At 72.4% G+C, this 18,919-nt stretch carries 14 protein-coding genes; 4 read left to right on the forward strand and 10 right to left on the reverse strand.

What is annotated here, in order from left to right; genetic code table 11:
* Positions 1–10: 10 nt before the first annotated feature.
* Positions 11–883 (reverse strand): transcriptional regulator, encoded by an 873-nt coding sequence (locus DFQ13_RS19980; protein ID WP_110080889.1) that lies wholly within the window; start codon positions 881–883, stop codon positions 11–13.
* A gap of 169 nt (positions 884–1,052) precedes the next feature.
* Complete coding sequence (locus tag DFQ13_RS19985) at positions 1,053–2,855, reverse strand: proprotein convertase P-domain-containing protein (RefSeq protein ID WP_110080890.1); 1,803 nt, start codon at positions 2,853–2,855, stop codon at positions 1,053–1,055.
* 335 nt (positions 2,856–3,190) lie between these two features.
* On the opposite strand from DFQ13_RS19985, the gene DFQ13_RS19990 reads away from it, so the two are divergent.
* Positions 3,191–4,021, forward strand: coding sequence for a hypothetical protein (locus tag DFQ13_RS19990; protein ID WP_146241292.1), 831 nt, complete (start codon positions 3,191–3,193; stop codon positions 4,019–4,021).
* Between the two features lie 89 nt (positions 4,022–4,110).
* Here the strand turns inward: DFQ13_RS19990 and DFQ13_RS19995 are convergent, their stop codons facing one another.
* Positions 4,111–5,040: a transcriptional regulator gene (locus DFQ13_RS19995; RefSeq protein WP_110080892.1), complete on the reverse strand. Its 930-nt coding sequence runs from the start codon at positions 5,038–5,040 to the stop codon at positions 4,111–4,113.
* 561 nt (positions 5,041–5,601) lie between these two features.
* On the opposite strand from DFQ13_RS19995, the gene DFQ13_RS20000 reads away from it, so the two are divergent.
* Together DFQ13_RS20000 and DFQ13_RS20005 are read left to right on the forward strand one after the other, a co-directional pair.
* Positions 5,602–6,147, forward strand: coding sequence for a carboxymuconolactone decarboxylase family protein (locus DFQ13_RS20000; protein ID WP_035286580.1), 546 nt, complete (start codon positions 5,602–5,604; stop codon positions 6,145–6,147).
* A gap of 90 nt (positions 6,148–6,237) precedes the next feature.
* The gene (locus tag DFQ13_RS20005; RefSeq protein ID WP_110080893.1) at positions 6,238–6,855 is read left to right on the forward strand and encodes a MarR family winged helix-turn-helix transcriptional regulator; all 618 of its coding nucleotides are present in this window, start codon (positions 6,238–6,240) and stop codon (positions 6,853–6,855) included.
* Between the two features lie 317 nt (positions 6,856–7,172).
* Here DFQ13_RS20005 and DFQ13_RS20010 read toward each other — a convergent pair whose 3' ends face one another.
* From DFQ13_RS20010 to DFQ13_RS33200, 6 genes are all read right to left on the reverse strand, one after another.
* On the reverse strand, positions 7,173–9,554 hold the full coding sequence (locus DFQ13_RS20010) for a glycohydrolase toxin TNT-related protein (protein ID WP_110080894.1): 2,382 nt from the start codon (positions 9,552–9,554) through the stop codon (positions 7,173–7,175).
* Positions 9,555–9,634: 80 nt separating this feature from the next.
* The gene (locus DFQ13_RS20015) at positions 9,635–10,135 is read right to left on the reverse strand and encodes a hypothetical protein (protein ID WP_035286576.1); all 501 of its coding nucleotides are present in this window, start codon (positions 10,133–10,135) and stop codon (positions 9,635–9,637) included.
* Entirely contained in the window at positions 10,132–10,731 is a 600-nt protein-coding gene (locus tag DFQ13_RS20020) for a glycosyltransferase (protein WP_110080895.1), read from the reverse strand. The genes DFQ13_RS20015 and DFQ13_RS20020 overlap by 4 nt, the downstream gene beginning before the upstream one ends.
* Positions 10,732–10,745: 14 nt before the next feature.
* Positions 10,746–11,243, reverse strand: a complete 498-nt coding sequence (locus DFQ13_RS20025) for a hypothetical protein (RefSeq protein WP_146241293.1) — start codon at positions 11,241–11,243, stop codon at positions 10,746–10,748.
* A gap of 162 nt (positions 11,244–11,405) precedes the next feature.
* Positions 11,406–11,903 (reverse strand): hypothetical protein, encoded by a 498-nt coding sequence (locus DFQ13_RS20030; protein WP_146241294.1) that lies wholly within the window; start codon positions 11,901–11,903, stop codon positions 11,406–11,408.
* On the reverse strand, positions 11,903–13,411 hold the full coding sequence (locus DFQ13_RS33200) for a glycosyltransferase family 4 protein (protein ID WP_146241295.1): 1,509 nt from the start codon (positions 13,409–13,411) through the stop codon (positions 11,903–11,905). Before DFQ13_RS33200 ends, DFQ13_RS20030 begins: the two co-directional genes overlap by 1 nt.
* Positions 13,412–15,387: 1,976 nt before the next feature.
* Here DFQ13_RS33200 and DFQ13_RS20040 point away from each other — a divergent pair.
* Positions 15,388–16,503 (forward strand): hypothetical protein, encoded by a 1,116-nt coding sequence (locus tag DFQ13_RS20040; RefSeq protein WP_110080899.1) that lies wholly within the window; start codon positions 15,388–15,390, stop codon positions 16,501–16,503.
* On the opposite strand, the gene DFQ13_RS20045 is transcribed toward DFQ13_RS20040, so the two are convergent.
* Positions 16,475–18,553 carry an ATP-binding protein gene (locus tag DFQ13_RS20045; RefSeq protein WP_110080900.1) on the reverse strand — a complete coding sequence of 693 codons (2,079 nt, stop codon included), beginning with the start codon at positions 18,551–18,553 and terminating at the stop codon, positions 16,475–16,477. The two genes, DFQ13_RS20040 and DFQ13_RS20045, sit on opposite strands and share 29 nt — an antisense overlap.
* Positions 18,554–18,919 lie beyond the last annotated feature (366 nt).

Genomic DNA, 18,919 nt, shown 5'->3' on the forward strand with positions numbered 1-18,919 from the left:
ACGGGTGCCCTCACCAGTCCCAGCGCACCGCGTAGATGCCGGGGTCGGCACCGGACACCGCGAACTGGGCGGTGGTCCCGTCCAGGCGCAACCCACCGCCCCGGGCCGCCCTCCCCCCGTCCGCCACCAGCCAGTGGCACCGGTCGGGCACGGCACGCGGGTGGAACTCGACCTCGACGAAGTACTCGCGGACCGGGAACCGCAGCTTGCGTTCCGTGCGAACGCTCCTGGGCGCGCCCGGCGGGTAGACGATCTCGTACTCGACCATGACCACGTCGCCCCGCGCCAGCTCCCGGTCCAGCCTCAGCGAGGCCACCATGGACCCGAACTCCGGCAGGTACGCCACCTCCCCGACCGAGCAGTGCCGCACCGGCCGCACCCACTGCCCCGTCGGGTGCGGCTCGTCGAGCACGGACACGACCGGCAACCGCGACACCCCGGACCGCGCGGCCCGCAGCACCAGGCGCACGGCCAGGGACACCTCAGCCCCGTCCGCACCCAACCGCAGGACGTCGTGGTGGCTCAGCCGCATCAGGAACTCGTCCTCGTCGTCGACCTCCCCCAGCAGCGGCGGCACCTGGGGCTCCCCCGGCCACACCGCTTCCGGCGACACCCGCCGCTGCCGTTGCGGCCCGCGCAATCTCGGCGGTCCCACGACTCCGGTCAGCGTGCCCGCCGGGATCGACAGGACGTCCTCCAGGACGACCAGCGCCCGCAACGACTCCTGGCGCTCCGGTCGCCGCTTGCCGGACTGCCACTGGCTCAGCGTGGCGATGCTGACCCGGCACCCGCGTTGGGCGAGGTGGCACCTGATCCGTTCGAGGCCCAACCCGCTGCGCGCGATCGCTGCCCGCAACACCCGGTCGAACGAATCCGTCTCCACCGGCCCACAGTGCCACCGCACTCCACCCGCGACAATCCCCTCCCGCGTTCCAGCGGGACTTCGCCGGGTGGAGTTGTGCGGTGTCGTGCGGCCCCTCCCCACCGAGGTGGAGAGGGGTGAGGTGGGGAGGGGCCGCGTGCCGGGTCGGGCTCCCGGCACACCTGGTCGATCAGACCGTGATCGACCAGGAGTCGAGGACACCGGTGTTGCCGGTGCGGGTGTCGGTGACCTCCAGGGTCCACGTGCCCGAGGCCTGCTCGGCGAACGGGCTGAACGAGTGGGTGGCGGTGCCCGGGAACGGGGTGCAGGCGGAGCCACCGGAATTCTTGAGCTGGTACCACCAGCCCGCCGGGCTGACGACCCGCAGTCGCAGGTCCTCCTGGCAGGTGTGGCGGGCGGTGACGGACACCCGGACCGGGTTGGCCGCCGCGCCGGTCGCCGTGGAGGAGATCCGGCTGGCGGCGGTGCGCTGGTCGGCGATGGGCTGGTCGGTGTCGTTGCCGAACGTGCGCCCGCCGCCGCTGCCGGGCTTGGTGCGGACGGCCAGGGCGGCACCGGGCGGGGAGGTGTTGCCCGCGGCGTCCCTGGCCCGGACCGTCACCGAGTAGGCGGTGTCGGGTGTCAGACCGGAGACGGTGGCGGAGGTGGTGGCGGTGGAGGCGGCCAGGGTCGCGCCGAGGTAGACGTCGTAGCCGGTGACGCCGACGTTGTCGGTGGCGGCGTTCCAGGCCAGCGACAACGAGGTGGCGGTCTGGGCGGTGGAGCGCAGGCCGGCCGGGGTGGACGGGGGCTGGGTGTCACCGCCGCCACCGCCACCGGTGAACAGGGTCAGGTTCCACTTGCGCAGGGCTTCGCTCACCGGCTGGAAGACCGACTGCTCGTCCTTGGCGGGGTTCGGCACGCACTGGGCGGGCCCGCCGGAGTGCAGGCCGACGGCCTTGTTCCCGCGCAGCCAGGCGCCCCCGGAGTCCCCGCCCAGCGAGCACGCGGTGGTGAAGGTCAGGCCGTCGACGACGGTGCCGCCGCCGTAGTCGACCGTCTCGTTGACGTAGGTGACCGTCCCGCACCGCCACTTCGAGCCGTTGCCGGAGTGGCAGACGCTGTCGCCGACGATCGCCTCCGCCGCGCCGGTCACGGTCACCGCCGCGGAACCCCAGGTGTTGACCGAGGCCGACAGGGTCCACCCGGGCTCGGTCACCGCGACGACGCCCATGTCGCCCTCGCGCCCGTTGACGCTGCGCGACCCGCCGACGTTCGAGGTGCCGAGGCGGTTCTGGTTGCCGCTCTGGCCGTACGCGGGTTGGTTCGCGTTGTTCGTGCAGTGCCCGGCGGTCAGGAAGTGCTTGCCCCCACTCGCGTCGGTGGCGGCGAACCCGACCGAGCAGGCGCCCTCGCCCTGCGGCCACCACGGATCGCCCGGCCGCACCTCCCCCGCCTGCTGCCGCGGTCCGGTGTCGGACTGCTCCACCCGCACACCGGAGATCGAGGACACGGCGGCGACGAACTGCCGGGTGGCCGCGGTCATCCGCGTGCGGTTCACGGTGACCAGCACCTCGTTGGCCCGCTGGTCGATCCCGATCGTGTTGAACGCGACGTCCGGGGTGGCCAGGGCGCGGACCCGGTTGCGCAGTTCCGCCAGCGCGCCTGCGCTGCGGGGCACAAGAACCGCCCTGGCACCGTGTGCCCGGGCCGCTGCCGCGGCTGTCTGGTCGGTCACCGCCACGGTGAGCGACCCGCTCCCCTCGTCGAACCAGGTGCCCGCCGGGTCGACCGCCGGGGGCAGCGCGGCCAGCACCTCGTGCGCCCGGTCCTGCTGCCGGAGGCGTTCCCGGGCGGCGTCCTGGCTGATCCCGAGCCCTTCGGCCAGGGCGGACACCGCCGGGTCGACCGCCTCGGGCGCCGCCGATGCGACTCCACTATGGACACTGACGGTCACCAGCGCCACCAGTGCGGCAACTGCGATGCTGCGCATCAGTCCTCCTCCGTGATTGCGGGCAGCCGACGATAAGCCGCCACCACGAGAATGCGCGCCGTTTAACCGTTAACTCGAAAGGGCATCCATGCTGTCAAATTGTTCGACCGGGCGCACCAGGCACCTCGCCGTCACCGAAAGGCTTGTCCGACAACCTGTTGGAATGTAACAAAAGCACCATTTCCCAATACCCGGTTCCGCTCATTCCACAAGACGAACCGGGCGCGGGCCCGGCCTATCAACCACCGATCGGCCGAAAGAATTGCCCGCCCATTGCGCACGAGCGGCTGCCGAGCCGACAATCCCAGACCGGACGAAGGAGAGCGCAGATGAGGATGAGCGCGACAGCGGCTCTGCTGGTACTCGCAACAGTCACCGCCGCCGTGTCGGCGGCCCCGCAGGAGGTCTCCGCTTCCCAGGACGTGCCCGGGAGCACGACGCGGGCCGCGGTCCAGCAGCCAGTCCCCCGGGACGTCGTCGACCGGTACCACTTGGACACCCGGTGGTACGCGAAGTACGTGCGGGGTCCGGTGGACGCCACCACCGGCCGGTCCATCGCCGTGCTGGGCTCGGCGGCGATCGCCGACTCCACCCTGCTGAAAGCGGCACGCCAGTTGACGGCCCTGGTGCGGACCTTCCCCTACCACCCGGTCAACGAACTCGACCGGCGCAACGTCCGGGTCGTGCTCACCGCCCGCGGCGAGAAGATGAGTTCCATCCCCGAGGTCCGCGCGGCGTACGGGACCTCGCTGGACGCCCGCTACTGGGCGGGGATGGGGGCGACGGACTCGCTGCCGATCTCCGTGGGCACCGAGGCCAACCTGGTGGACGACCAGGGCGCGGAGAACTGCTACGTCCACGAGTTCGGCCACACCGTCGCCGACATGGCACTGCGGCACATCGACCCCGCCTTCGCCCGCGACCTCCGGGCGGCCTACGACCGGGCGCGGTCGGCGGGGCTGTGGAACAACACCTACGCGGGCAGCAACAGCTCCGAGTACTGGGCCGAGGGCGTCCAGAGCTACTTCGACCTCAACCGGGAAGGCCCGAGGGGCGGCGATGGGGTGCACAACGACGTCGACACCCGGGCCGAACTGGCCCGCTACGACACCGGGCTGCACGCCCTGCTCGACCGCGTCTACCGCGGTGCGGCGATGCCGGGCTGAGGTCACGACCCGCAACCCGGTGGTGGGCGGAACCGCGGGCCGTCACCCACCGGGCGGCGGGTTTCCGGGGGCCGTTGCGCGCGATGGCGTCACCTGTCGACCGGCGGGGACCACCGGAAGCCGTAGCAGCCCGGTCCGAAGTTCAACGCCACCCCGTGCACAGATCCGCCCGGTTCCGGTGCGACCGGCCTGCTCTCCTCGACGTCGTCGTCACCGCGGGTGTACTGCTCGCAGCGGGCGGGCAGGCGGCCGGGGTCGAAGCACACCTCCAGCACGTACTCGCGCACCGGGAGGCGGAACTTGCGCTCGTAGTTGCCGTCCACCGGGCCCGGCGGAACGTGCGCCACCTCGTGCTCGATGATCACGGTGTCGTCGCGGGTCAGCCTCCGGTGGAACAGCAGCTCGGCCACCACCAGGCCGCCGTCGGGGTCCTCGGCCACCTCGCCGAGCGTGCAGTTGCGCAGTGGCCGGACCCGGGGCACCGGGTGGCCGGGCTGGTCGATGTGCACGATCACCACCCAGCGGTCCGGCCCGTCCGCCTCCGCGCGCAGCACCTGCCGCGACACGGTGGACAACTCACCCCCCTCCGGTCCTATGTGCACGCGGTCGTGCTGGCTGAGGCGGGTGAGCCGCTCGTCCCAGGTGGTGTCGACCCGGCCGAGGGCGTGGGCCACCGCCGTCGGTTCCGGCCAGAAGGCGCCGATCGCGGGCAGCCCGCTCGCGCTGTACCCCCAGCGCCCGCGCGGCCGGGGTGGGCCGAGCAACGCGGTGAGCGAACCGTCGGGGACCTCCAGCACAGCCTCCAGGTGCCGCAACGCGATGAGCGAATCCCGCCGCTCCGGGCGGCTGCGGCCCGACTGCCAGTAGCTCAGGGTGGCGCGGCTGATCCGCACCCCGCGCAGCCGCAGCCGTTCCTGCAACCGCCCCAGCCCCAGGCCGCGGGTGGTGATGGCCGCGCGCAGGGCGACGGGGAACGGGCCGCTGTCGAGCAGGGTGCGCAGGTCCGCCTCGGCTGTCACAACGGGCTCCCGGGTGCCATCCGCGCCGGGTCGGCGGGCTCATCGATGATCACGGGCGCAATGGTGGTGTGCGCGACCCCGCGCGGGAAGCCGGGCACCTGTCCCGGCCCGCCGGACCACGATCGGTCAGGGGTCCAGGACACCGGTGCCGGCCTGCGACGTCCACGTTCCCACGGTGGGGTGGGCAGCGGACGGGTGCGTGACCGCGCCGGGAACGTGGGGCATCCGACCCGGCTCGGTCACCGCGTCGAACCACGTGCCTCCCGGGGCGACCGACGCGGGCGGGGCGGCGCGCACCGAGTCCTCCTTCGCATCCGCAGGGAACCTGACGTTAACGCGACTTCTCCCCCGAGCGCGCCCGTTAACCGTTAACTGCCGCATTCCGGGGTCGCGGTCCGCCAACCGCTGAGCCGGGTGGTGGCCGCTCCACGAGCCCACGCCGTGGAGTGCCGTGGTGAGTGCTGCGTCACAGTGTAGGTAGGAGTCCTAACAACTTTGTGGCACACTTCCCGACGTCGGCCGACCCGTCCTCTCCACCCCGATGCCAAGGAGCACCACGAGATGTCCCGAGTCGAACTGATCGACCCCCAGACCGCCACCGGTCCGGCCAAGCCCCTGCTGGACGACATCACCGCCGCCTTCGGCGCGACGCCCGCGATGTTCAAGGCCGTCGCGAACTCGCCCGCCGCGCTGCAGATGATGTGGGCCGGTTTCGGCGCGCTCGGCGGCGGGCGGCTGGGCGCCGCGCTCGGCGAGCAGATCGCCGTCCTCGTCGCCGACCGCAACAGTTGCGAGTACTGCCTGGCCGCCCACACCGCCCTCGGGCGCAAGGCGGGCGTCTCCGCGGAGGACATGGACCGCGCCCAGGCCGGGCACTCGCACGACCCGCGCACCGACGCCGCGCTCGGCTTCGCGGCCAAGCTGGTGCGGGACCGGGCCCAGGTGACCGACTCCGACGTGGAAGCGCTGCGCGCGGCCGGTTTCGACGACGGGGAGATCGTGGAACTGGTGGCGCACGTCGCGCTCAACCTGTTCACGAACTACGTCAACGTCGCCCTGTCGGTGCCGCTCGACTTCCCGAAGGTCGCCCTGCGCAAGGCGGGCTGACCCGAGGTGGGCGGGCGGCCCGAGACAGCCGCCCGCCCGCGCAGGCGTCTATCATCGAGCGCTGGGGGGTCCTACGCTCAAGGCGGTGGCATGACCGAGCACGTGACCGGCACCGGCGGCCCGGCCGACCTGGACCGCAGGCTGGCCGACGCGGTCGAACGGCTCGGGCACGGCCTGCGCGCCCTCTCCCAGCGCAGCGCCCGGGGCCTCGGGCTCTCCCCGTTGCAGCAGCAGGCGGTGCTCGCGCTGTCCAGGCAGCCGACGGTCCGCCGGGAGGTGAGCGCGCTGGCCGCCGAGTTCGACGTCACCACCCCGACGATGTCCGACGCGGTCAGCGCGTTGGAGCGCAAGGGTTTCGTGGCGCGTTCACCGGGCCCCGACGGGCGCAGGCGGCTGCTCACCCTGACCGAGGGCGGGCAGGAAGTGGCGCGGCAGTTGGAACCGTGGGACGAGCCGCTGCTGGGGGCGCTGGCGAAGGTGCCTGCCGCGGACCGGGCGACAACGCTGCACAGCCTGCTCCAGGTGATCGCCGACCTGCGGCGCCAAGGCGTGGTGAGCGTCGCCAGGACGTGCACCACCTGCCGCTTCTTCGGCCCCGACGCCCACCCCGACCCGGTCGCGCCGCACCACTGCCACCTGCTGCGGGTGCCGCTGCCCCTGGCGGACCTGCGGACCGACTGCCCCGAGCACCAACTGGCCACCGCGTAGACCGCCCGGCGTGGCGGACGGCGACCACCACACCGGGCGCGCACGCGCCCCACCGCGCGAGCAGGCCCGACCCGGCCCGCCCGGCGCCCGCCGGTGCCGACCAGCCCGCCATCCGACCGTGGCCCGTCCTGGCCGACCTGCGCGCACCGGCCGCGTCGGGGACCAGGCCGACGCACAGGACCCACCCGCGCCTCCCGCTCGGCGTTGCAGGTGTTCGGCACGAGAGCGATCATTCGGCCGCTCAGGTCAGCCGTCGAACGGCCGAGAGTGTGAACCCCCGCACCGAATGGCTCTCGTTCCCACTCCGAGCCGTCGTGTCAGGCGCGCTCCGGATTCCAGTGGACCGGTCCGGGTCGTCCAGCCGGAGGTGCGGGTCGCTGAGGACGCAGCGGATCGGTGGCGGCGCGGGCGAGGTCGTCGCCGGGGAGTCGGGTGCTGAAGGTGGTGCCGGGGTTGACGATGATGGTGATCCCGGACATGGCAAGGGCTTGGCCCTCGGCCTGCGTCACCCGCAGGGCGCCCTGCGGGACGTGGCGGGGGGAGGAGTAGACGGCGAGGAAGCGGGTGCCGTTGGCGTCGACGCCGATTCGCAGGTTGCCCGTGCTGTCGGGTTCCACGATGAACGAGGATCGCAGGAATGCGTGCGGCAGGCGCGCGTGCGGCAGCCACCCGGCGGCGGCGTAGCCCAGGACCAGCTCGAAGAAGGTCTGCGGTTCCGGGTACCCGCGGCGGCGGGGGCTTGGGCGGTGGTGCTCGTTGAGGTGGGTCTCGCCGGTGAACCGGCCGTCCTCGCCGACCTTGTAGCCGCCCAGCAGGACGGGCAGCGGCATGCCCTCGATCACTCGGGGGTCGGCGTCCGGGTCGGTGCAGTACACCCAGCCACCCGGGTTCCGGGCCGCCTCGGCGCGCATCGCGTCGGTGATCGGTGGCAGGCCGGGGTGGTCGGGTCGGGTGACCTCCACCAGTTGCCCGGAGCGCAGGTGCTCGATGATCGCCCGCGGCAGGACGTAACCGCGGCCGCCCGATGCCGAGGTCACCGCGAGCACCTGCCACGCGCCGCCGGTGAGGCGGTACCGGCGCAGGGGGCGGGAGGCAAACCCGGCGGGCAGGCCGCGCTGTTCGAACGGGGTGTCCGCGACGAACACCAGGTTGCCGTCCGGTTCGCCGTACCGGTCCACCTCGATGTCCTCGACCACCGCCGACGTGACACCGGCGAACGACTCCACCGGCGGGTCGTCGGACAGCACGACCGGCGGCGACTGCCGCGCCGGGATCTGCTCGCCCGGCTCGGACCCGAACTCGGCGGCGTTCACGGACAACTGCCCCGCCAGGTACGCCGCGGCCTGCCGCACATCGTCGAACCGGACCGCGCTCGACCGGTCCGACGACCACTGCACGCGGTACCGGTCACCGTCGCGGACCAGGCACCAGGCACCTTCCTGCTCGGCGAACACGCTGTAGTACCGGGGGCTGATCCGCTTGTCGGTGATCACCGCCTGCACCGGTTCAACAGCCCGGTGCGCCTTGGCCTCCACTTCGGACTCGTCCCACGGTCGGCCGACGGCCGACGCCGCCGCCCGGTCCATCGTGACGGACGCGACACCGTCCGGCAGCCGGTACCGCGCCGCCCTGATCCGCTCCACCAGCGGCGGCACCGGCGGCACCCCGTGCGCCCGCAGGTAGTACGCCACCGCGCTCGGCCAGACGAACCGGCCGTCGGTGTGGAAGCCCACCGGCACCACGTCCTCGGTGCCCAGCGCGTCCCGGGTCGTGCCGCGGGCGGGCAGCACGAGCGGCGCGCCCTCCAGGTATGCCAGCACGGCCTCGCGTTCCAACTCCCCGAGCACCGGCCGGTACCAGGTCGGAAGGCCTTCGTCGTCCACGCCGTCGAACAACCGGACCAGCTCCGGCGGGCCGTCAGGCTCCGGCTCGACCTGCCGCGCGGCGCGAATCTGCTCACCGCGCACGGCCGCCGCGAGCAGCCAGCCCGGGGTGGCGACCGCGCTGCGGGGAAGCACGCGCAGCTCGGCGGCGGCGGCTTCGGCATCGGCGTCGGTCACCAGCTCCAGGGGCTCGACGACGTAGGTGATCGTGGCCAGTGCGCCCTGCCGCACCTCGAACCGGGCGCGCCACCACGTACCCCGGGTGGGGTGGTAGTCCCGCATCCGCTGCCGGTGCAACCACTGGCCGACCATCGCGGGCGGCGACCAGTACCCGATGTGGCCGTCCTCGTTCTGGACGAGGCCCGCGATCTTCATCCGCGGCCCCGTGGCCTCGCAGTCGACCATCAGCCGGTGGCCCCCCTCGGGCATGGCCGCGAGGAGCGCGCGCTCGAGACCGGGGACCACGTCGAGGGGGGCCGTGCCCGGCTTGGCGCCCGCGGCGGGTTCCGTCAGCACCGACGTGAAGCAGGCCACCTCGCGCCCGTCCGGAATTTCCGTGCGGATCTGCCGGACGACTTCCTCGACCAGGAAGCCCGCTACCGGGTCGAACGCAAGCTCGTCCAATTTGGACGGACGAATGTCCGTGTTGAACAGGGACTCGAACCCGCTCAACGGCAGCCGCTTGACCTCCCGCCCGTCCGGCAGCGTGACGACCCGCCCGTCCACCGGGGCGTCCGCCGCGACGTGCGCGGTCCGGTCCGGTCCCTGCTCGACGATGAACGCCGCGCCGCCGATGATCCCGATGCGCTTGGTCACGATCTTCCCCCCGGACGACAACAGCCGACACCCACGAACCCCCCACGGGTCATCGTGGTCCTATCAGGACTCCCCGGAGGTCACATGGAGGTCATGTTGATCAGCTTCTCGGAGAACTCGGTCGCCAACTCGGCGAGGTCGCGCCCTGCCTGCGCCATGCCGACGGCGGGCCCTGGAGCGAGTCGGTCAGCCAACTCCTGGAGCAACTGACCGATCACCAACGCCCGCACCTGCGACACGTGCACGTCTCGGACCGGTTCACCCGGCAGGTGCTCCCCGCGACCGCGATCACCCGCAAGGTCCTCACGGAGCTCAGCCGCCAACTCCACCAACCCGTACGGGGCCGACGACCCGTCGTCCCGGAAGTCGGTGAACGCCAGGCTGAACCGAGTCGGATCAAGCGAACCCACCGGCGACTCCACCCGCGTGGCCGAACCCTGCTCAGCCAACAGCAACCGGTACACCTCATCCAGTTCTGCCGTGTACGGCACCGGGGGGTTGTGCGGCGTTTGGTGGTGGACCAGATCGGCTGCTGCCGCGCGCAGGGTCTCGTACCGCGCCGCCAGGTCGTCGTCGGTCATCGCTTCTCCTCGCGCACGGTCATGATGGACTTGATCAGATCGCCTGCTGACTGCCCCGCGCTCTGCAGCGTCCGCAGCGCGGTCACCACCGCCTCGCGCAGTTCCACCGCCCGCCGCCGGGCCTCCCGCGGATCGTCGAGCACCGCCGCAAGTCCGGCCACCCACCGCTCGATCGGCACCGCCGCCTCCCCCTCGGCACGCCGGATCACCGAGTGCTCGGCCAACCGCGGGTCGATCCGTCCGCTCCCGGCCAGGAAGTTCCCCACGCCGCAGGTGTCCGGCACCAGCACCGGCACATCCGCCACGATTGCGTCCAGCGCGGTCAAGCCGACGTTCTCCGCGCGAGCGGGCACGATGACCAGGTCCGCCGCGCGGACCAGTTCGCGCTGCGCCCGCTTGTCCGTCGAGTACGCACGCACCTCCACCGCGCGTCCGGCGACCTGCGACAACAACCGCCGGGCCGCACGCACCGTTTCCGGGGGCGCGCCGTTCACGACCATGCGCACCGCGCGCTCCGGCCCGACGCCGCGCACCATCAGCGCGGACTCGTGCGCACCGTGCTGCATGAGGTCGCTGCGCCCGGAATAGACCACCACTGGCCGCACACCACTCATCGCTGCGCCCCGACGAACGTCGGTGCCAAGACCTCGTCGGCCACCTCCTCCACCACAACCGCCAACTCCCGACCACCGGAATTGCCTGTGGCCACCAACCGCGCCGCCAACTCCCGCAACAACGTCCCCACCACCATGGCCTGCACCTCAGTCAGAGTCGGGTCCCACACATCAGGCCACTCCCCACGCGGCTCCTCAGTCGCATCATCAAGGGCCAAATCCTCTCGAATGCTCCGAGCCTCGCCGGCAAACGGGCGCGGTGCACCATCGGGCGTACCGCTCTGGTAATCCCGCGAGGACAACAGGTGCAGGCTGGGATCGACAACCTTTCTGACAGTGACACCCGAGGGCCCGGGCTCCGCCAAAGCCGCCGCCAAACCATCCAGATGGTCCCGGTGCAACAACGACACCTCAACAGTCTCAGTCACCTCGAGCAACGCTGCGGCAGCCCGCCGCAACCTCGCATAACGATCCGCGAGTTCGTCACCGGTCATCACAGCCTCCCACGAGCATTGATCAACCTCTCCACCGTGCCAGACCAGGTGGCATTCTGGTCCTTGAACTCCTGCTGCAACGCCAGGGCGCGCTCCTGCGCATCGCACCGTGCTGCATGAGATCGCTGCGCCCGGAATAGACCACCACTGGCCGCACACCACTCATCGCTGCGCCCCGACGAACGTCGACGCCAGGACCTCGTCGGCCACCTCCCCCACCACAACCGCCAACTCCCGACCACCGGAATCACCCGTGGCCACCAACCGCGCCACCAACTCCCGCAACAACGTCCCCACCACCATGGCCTGCACCTCAGTCAAAGTCGGGTCCCACACATCAGGCCACTCCCCACGCGGCTCCTCACTCGCATCATCAAGGGCCAGACTCTCCCTAATGCTCCGAGCCCTTTCGGCAAACGGGCGCAGTGCACCATCGGGAGCGCCTCTCCGGTAAGTTCGCGAGGACAACAGGTGCAGGCTGGGATCGACAACCTCTCTGGCACTGACACCCGAGGGCCCGGGCTCCGCCAGCGCCGCCGCCAAACCATCCAACTTGTCCCGGTGCACCACAGACACCTCAGCAGTCTCAGTCACCTCGAGCAACGCCGCGGCAGCCCGCCGCAACCTCGCATAACGATCCACGAGTTCGTCACCGGTCATCACAGCCTCCCAAGAGCATCGATCAAACTCTCCACCGTGCCAGACCAGGTGACATTCTGGTCCTTGAACTCCTGCTGCAACGCCAGGGCGCGCTCCTGCGCATCGTCGTAATTGTCCGCCACGTTCTTCAGCGCCTCAAACCAGCGGTCCTCCGGCACCCGGTCCTCGAAACCCTGCTCGACGATGCTCGGTCCGGCATTGGCCGCCGAGAACCCGTCGCCGAGCCAGCGGCCGAAGCCACTGCTGGACGGGACCACGACGGGCACCCCCGCCCCGGCGGCCTCCTGGGCGGTGAGCCCGAAACCCTCGGCGCGCGAGGTCATGACCATCACATCGGCATCGTCCAAGTCGGTGTGCAGGTCGGCGCGGTCCGTCGTGAACGGGCGCACCTCGACTTCGGCTCTTGCCACAACGGCGAGCTGTTCCTGCTGCTCCACCACCTGTTTCGCGGGTACACCACGTACGGTCAGCTGCACAGGGCGCCCTGCGGCCTGCAACATGGAGACCACTCGCGCCGCCTCCTTGGCGCCCTTCTGGCCGACGTCGGCCCGGCCGAACAGGAGCACCTTCATCTCACGCCCTTCGATGGAGCGTGGTCTGCGGTCCACGAACTCCATCCCGGGGATCAGCTCGTGCACCTCCTTCGTCGCCACCGGACCTCCCGCCGCTCTGGCCTGCTCGACCATCTCCCGCACGTTCTCGGCGATGGCCGGTCCGACGCCGACCGCGAGGTCCGCCCTCGCCACCAGGTCGCGCTCGATGGCGTGGTTCACGATACCCGCGGCCCGGTCGTTCGGATCGTCGTCCGCCTTCACCCGACCGAGGGCTTCGGGCACCATGTGGACGAAGTGGACCAGCTTCGCGTCCGGGTACCTGGCGTCGCGGGTCGCCGCGGCGTCCGGGCCGGAGAAGCGCGTGTGCCCGATGACGAAGTCGACGTTGTCGGGCATGTCGTCGGGATCGTCCGCGGTCCCGAGCAGTTTGCGCGAATCCGGCGAGGCAGGCAGGTCCCGGGGACCGATGATCCGCAGGTTGGGCCGCTGGGCGTCCGCGTAGCGGGAGGCGTCCTCGCCGATGCGCACGATCACGTTGTGCCCGGCGTCGGCCAGCGCCTCGGCGAGCGCCCGGTTGAAGACCACGACGCCACCCTTCTCCGGGCTGTACTCCGTGCACACCATCAGGAAGGTGTGGGTGGCGTCGTCGGCGTCCTGCGCGTCCGCGGTGTCCCTGCGCTCGTCAGGCGTGGGTCCCGGGTCGTTCGCCCGATCCGGCTCAGCCCCGTCCTGGACCCTCTCGGGATCGGCGGTCGGGTCTCGGTCGGAGGGCTGGTCCTGGGCTGTGTCCTGGTCCTGGCTCCGGTTCGGGTCGCCGCCGGTGCGCGGCTCGTCGGGGGTGTTCGGGTCGGCGCGGTGTGCGGAGTCGGTGCGATCGGGCCGGTCCTGCGCCTGCTCCGGGCGACCGAGGTGGTCTGGACGACGCGGTTCGGCCCCCGGGTCCGGCGACCGCACCGGCGTGTGGTCCCGATGGGCATCAGGAGGCCGCGCGGTGGCCGGACCGGTCCGCGGCTGCCCGTGCGCGCCCGGCAGCGGACCGGTGCCCGGTCGTGGCGAACCGGGTGGTGGTCCTTGGACGGACGATCCCGCGCCCGGCGGCGGGCGATGGCCCGGCGGTGGCTGACCATGGCCCTTCGGCGGAGCGTCGCTCCCTCGGGGCGGGACACCGTGCGGTTGGGACATGTCCGGGGGGCGTGGGCCCTGCGGCGCGGGACCGTTGCCCCGCATCGGCCCGCCGTGGCCCGGCTGCGATGAACCGTGGCCGGGCTGCGGCGGTGTGCCTGCCGCTTGCCGCGGGCGGTCGCCCGGCGTGCCCGACTCGGGCGCACGGGGCCCAGGCCCCTGCGGCTGACCTGGTCCCGGTGAACCGGGTGCGCGCTGCGGCTGCCCCTGGTGGGGCTGGGCGCGGTCTGGCTGCGCCGAACCGTGCGCCGGGCTCTGCCGATCCGACCGCGGTGGCACGTTCGCCGGGCGCGGCGCCCCCTGCTGACCCGCCTGCGGTGCGCCGTGCGCTTGCCGGGGCGGGACCTGACCCGCTCGCGGCGGTCCTTGTCCCTGGGACGGGGTGCTGAGGCCCTGCCCGGACGAGCCAGGTCCCTGCGAGGGCAAGCGGCTCTGCCGGTCGGGTGCCTGCTGAGGTGGTGCCCCGGCAGGCGGCCCACCCGCGCGCCCGGTGGGCGGCCCCGACGCCGGTCGGGACCCTGCCGGGTCGGAGGATGGGGCGGGCGTCGGTTGCCGGGTGGGCCCCGTAGGCGATCCCGGCGCCGACGTGGGAGCAGGGGGCGAACCAGACGGGCGCGCGGGCGCACCCGGACGGGCGGCCGGAGCGCTCCGCTCATCCGGTGTGGTCGGCGGGCGCGCGGGCGTCCCCGAACGCGGAGCGCTCGCGCCGTCGGACACGTTCGGCGAGCGCGATGGACGGGGACGAGTCCCGGGGGTGTCGGAGCCCGGGGGCGAGGTCGCGGTGGTCGGCGCACGGGATGGCGCGGGCGTCCCAGGGGTGCGGGGAGCGGCGGTGCTCGCGCCCCCTGGCGGGCGGGGAACGGACTTGCCCAGGCTGTCGCCCGACTGGCGGAGGTTGGACGCGTTCGACTGGTCGGTGCCCCGGGCTGCCCGGGCGGTGTCCTTGACCTTCTGGCCGCTGGTCTCCGCCGAGGTGGCCGCGCGGGCCACGCCTTCGCGGGCGGTGCGGACGACTTCGTCGGCCCTGGTCATCGCGACCTGGCCGAACACACCCGCGCTCTGCGACGACGCGCTGATGTTCAGCCTGCCGCCGATGCCATCGCGGATCTGCTCTGCCCGGCCGGAGAAGCGGCTGCCCACGGAGTCCAGGGCGTCGGGGTCCACCCCCGTGCCCGACGCGACGCCCGCGCCACCGGAGCCGACCGGGCTCGACGTGCTCGGACCGCTCGACCCGCCGTGGTGGGACGAGCCGCCGCGCCTGCGCGTCATGAGCCGGTCGGCCGACCGGGAAGGGGGTCAACGCATGGCGGCACGACCCCACCCGCGACCCCGGTGCCCTCGCACGACTCCGTCACAACCCGTCCCCCACGGCGGTCAGATCAGCCCGGCGACGTTCCCCCGAACGGCCGTCGCTGCGCCAGGCTGTCACACCACGACCGGCCGCACGTCGAAAACGTGGCAATGTCCGTGGAGATCCGCCGCGTGTCGAGCGGGTCGACACCGCTCGCAACGTGCGGCAGGCCACCCACGAGGTCTTGTCCGACACGCCCGCCTGACTTCCAGGACCGGCATAAAGTGCACCGGTGTCCGGAGCCACGATGTCGTCGATCTCCTCGGGGCACCCCCACCTGAAAAATCAACATGCCTCTGACCTGCTAAGACCATCAAAATTGGCCGGAAGCCGGAAGCCGGAAGCCGGAAGCCGGAAGCCGGAAGCCGGAAGCCGCTGACGCCTGACGGGCCGGTCTGTGTCCGCTGAGTTCGACCGGCTGGTCTCGAGCCTGCCGCTGCGCGCCCGGTACCGGCGCCGCCTCGGGGTGCAGGACGAGCGGTTGGTGGTGGTCGCCTCCACCTGGGGTGTGGACGCGGCGGTGGGCAGGCGGCCCGAGCTGCCGATGCGGCTGCTGGCCGGGTTGCCCCACGACCAGTACCGGGTGTGCCTGGTGGCGCACCCGAACCTGTGGGCCGCGCACGGCGGACGCGACCTGGAGGTCCTGTTCGCCGACGAACTCGACGCGGGCATGCTGCTGCTCCCCCCGGACTCCGGGTGGCACGCCGCGCTGGTCGCGGCTGACGTGGTGGTCACCGACCACGGCTCGCTCGGCCTCTACGCCGCCGGACTGGGCAGGTCGCTGTTGCTGACCGACCTGTCCGCGGAGATCGAGCCCGGGACTCCGGTGGCGGACCTGCAGCACCTCATCCCGCGGCTCGACGTCACCGCGGACCTGCGCACGCAGATCGACAACGCCCTCCCGCCGGAAGACCACCGGGCTCTCGCCGAGCGGGTGTTCGCCAACCAGGGCGGAGCCCACGAGCGCTTGCAGGACCTCATCTACCGGTTGCTGAAGACCGCCCCGAGCCGGCCTCCCGCCCTGCACCGCGCACCCGACCCCACTCCCGTGGCCCACCGGCCCGCTGCCGCTTTCCGGGTCCGGACCGCCGCGGCTGGGAACGGCGTCTCAGTGGAGCGCAGGCCCGCACAGGTCCAGCCGCCCCGGGAGGGATGGCACCTGGCGGTCGAGGAGGGCGCGAGCAACCTGCGCTTGACGCAGAAGGCGTCGATCATCTACCGCGAGGACCCGGCGGACGAGGCCCAGGCGGTCGCTTTGGCCTCGTCGGCGCTCGCCGCGTACCCCGGCGCGCGCATCGCCGCAGCCGCTGTTGCGGGTGGGGCGGTGGTGGTGGTCCGCGGCGGACGGCTCGTCCGCGCGACGTCGACCGCTGCTGTGTCCGTGATCGGCTCGGTCGTCCACCACCTGCTGCTGACCGGGTGCCTCGCCGACGGCGAGCACACCGCCGACACCGGCGGCCGCCGGGATCGGCTGGGCCTGCGCGTCAGCCCAGGGCGGCCAACCGGGCCGTGAGCTCGTCGACCCGGCCGCCGCCGAGTCGGACCTGGATCTCCACCATGCGGGTGACGTGGAGGCGGGCCGCCTCCACGTCACCCCGGCGCTCCGCGAGGTTCGCGGCGGCTTCGCGCGCCCAGGACTCGTGGAACAGGTCGTTGCCCGCGACCAGCACGTCCACGGCTCGGCCGAACGCCGCGCCGGCCTGATCGTCATCGCCGAGGGCTTCGCGCACCCTGCCGATGGTGATCAACGCCCGGCCCTCCATCTTCGAGTCCGGGACCTCGCGCAACAGCTCCGCCGCCCGACCCAAGGTCGCCTGGGCGTCGGCCAGGTCACCCAGGGCGAACCGGGCGCACCCGATGAAGTAGGTCAGCGACGCGGCACCGCGCAGATCGTCCATGCTGGTGAACAGGTCCAACGACCGCTGGAAAGCCGCCAGCGCCCGCGCGTGGTCCCCGACCGCCTCGTGGTGGCGACCGTCCATCTCGTGCACCGACGCCACCAACCGGGTGTCCTCGGTGCCTGCCAGCAGCGGGAATGCCTGATCGAGCTCCGCCCGAGCGCGTGCGGTGTCCCCGAGGTCGATCCACGCCCGCGACGCGAAGCTGCGCAGCCGGGCTTCCGCCTCGGCGTTGCCCGCGAGCCTCGCCGCCCGCGAGCCGAGTTCGCTGGTCTCGGTCCAGTCGACCAGGTACCGGCGGTTGGCGTACAGGGCGGTGGCCGATTCCGCCAACTGCCACGCCTGGTCGTACCAGCCCTGCTCCAGCGCGGTGCGGACCCCGGCGGCGAGGTTCGGCCGCTCGACGTCCATCCACTCCAGCGCCGCGGCCTTGTCACCGGAGAACGGGTCCTCCCGGCCGGTCAGCACCTGGTCGTGCGGAGTGCACCGGTAGCGACCGGGTCCGAGGATCGCCAGGTCGCCGAACGCCGCCGACACCAGCAGGAACCCCACGGCCCGCCGGACCCCGGCCGCCAGCTCCGCCGGGTCGGCCGCCGCCTCGCTCGCCGCGTGCCTGCGCACCAGCCCGTGGAAGCGGTGACGACCCCCGGTCACCTCTTGGAGCAGCCCGGCCTCGACCACCACATCCACCAGGTCCGCGCAACCGCCCTCGTCGATGTCGAGCACAGCGGCGGCGAGCTCCACCGTGAAGTCCGCGACCGGCGACGCCCCCAGCAGCCGGTAGAGCCGAGCGGCGTCCCCGGGGAGCTTGCGGTACGCGACGGCGAACACCGCGCTCACCTTGTCCTCGCCGTTGACCCGGAACGCCCCCGCGCCCCGGCGGGTGTCGGCGATCTCCTCGACCAGCGCCCGCACCGTCAGGGAGCGCCGCCCCACCAGCCGAGCAGCGGCCACCCGCAGCGCGACCGGCAGCCCGCCGCACTCCCGCACCAGCGCGGCCAGGTCGGGTTCACCTACCGCCGCCCGGGTGCCGCACAGCTCCCGCAGCATGTGCGTGCCCGCGGCCTCGTCCAACGGCCCCACCTCGACCACGTCCGCCCCGTCCAACCGCAGCTCGGTCAACTGCGCGTTGCTCGTGACCAGCACCGCGCTGCCCGGGGCCTGCGGCCGGAACGCGGGCACCTGCCCGGGTTCGGCCACGTCGTCCAACACGACCAACACCGGCGAGGCCGCGGTCTTCGACCGGAACAGCCCGGTCCGATCGGCCAGCGAGGCCGGGACCAGTTGCGGGGACACCCCCAGCGCCAACAAGCACGAGCCCAGCGCGTCGCCCACCGCTTCCTGGTGGTCGGCGACCGCCACAGCCCCGAAGTCGACGTACAGCTCGCCACCGGGGTACGCACCCCGGTTCAACTCCACCAACCGCCTGGCCAGCGCCGACTTGCCAGCCCCCGGCAACCCGGTCAACACGGTGATCCGCGACCCGCGCCCCTCCCCCGCGCCCAGAGCCCCGCCGCCCGCTGCCAACTCCGCGGACCGGTTGACGAACCGGACGGGAGCCAGGGGCACCTGGTGGGGCACGTCCGCGGTGGGGACGTGGTGGAAGTGCACGTCGCCATGGATGGCGCGCGCCTGCACGATGTTCCCGTGGTGGTTCCCCTCCACGCGGTTCCTGGACCCCGGATCGCCCGACACCACGCCCCCTGAACGCGACGATGAGAACATGAGGGTACCGAGAAGATCGCCGGTGCGGGTGCTCATGTGCTCCCGCACCCGCCCATCGAGACCACCGACTGGTCGGAGTGTGGGCATCGAGGTCGCGGGAACGGGTAGTGGGTGACGGTCCAGCGGGCGGTCTCACCCGATTCGACGTCGACTCCACTCGATCGAGGTTGTGGTGCGGGTGGCGATGACGGTCCGATGTGCGCCGATCTGGCAATCGTGTGAACCGATCCGACCGGACGAGGCAACCTGGACGTGGTTGCTGTCGCCAGCCACTTGTCGGTGTCATTCTCCTTGTGCGGCAGGAAA

Source organism: Actinokineospora spheciospongiae (genome assembly GCF_003182415.1).
GTDB lineage: Bacteria > Actinomycetota > Actinomycetes > Mycobacteriales > Pseudonocardiaceae > Actinokineospora > Actinokineospora spheciospongiae.